This is a genomic window from Corallococcus sp. CA054B, from assembly GCF_003611625.1.
GTDB classification, from domain to species: domain Bacteria; phylum Myxococcota; class Myxococcia; order Myxococcales; family Myxococcaceae; genus Corallococcus; species Corallococcus coralloides.
The window spans coordinates 1-399 of sequence record NZ_RAVY01000448.1; the positions used below are offsets into that span (position 1 = coordinate 1).

Annotated in this window: 1 protein-coding gene; it reads left to right on the plus strand. The window is 70.4% G+C overall.

The window, feature by feature from the left end:
* Positions 1–399: phosphopantetheine-binding protein (locus tag D7V80_RS41265; RefSeq protein ID WP_147447424.1), on the plus strand; the 399-nt coding region annotated here is incomplete at both ends.

Consider the following 399-nt stretch of genomic DNA (forward strand, 5'->3'; position numbering starts at 1 on the left):
CCTCACTCTGGGCGCAGCTCCTTCGCGTCGACAAGGTGGGCAGGGCGGACGACTTCTTCGCGCTGGGTGGACACTCCCTGCTGGCCACCCAGGTCGTCTCCCGGCTCCGCCGCGAGCTGGGCGTCGAGTTGCCCCTGCGTGCCCTCTTCGAAGCGCCGACGCTCGCCGCATTGGCCTCCCGTATCGACGCGGGCACCCGGCCTGTCGCTTCCGCGCCGCCGCTTCAGCCTGCCTCTCGCGACGGCCACCTGCCGCTCTCCTTCGCGCAGCAACGCCTCTGGTTCATCGACCAGCTGGAGCCCGGCAGCGCCGCCTACAACATCCCCACCGCTGTCGTTCTGGAAGGCGAACTCCAGCCCCACCTGCTCCAGCAGGCGCTGGAAGCACTCACCCTCCGGC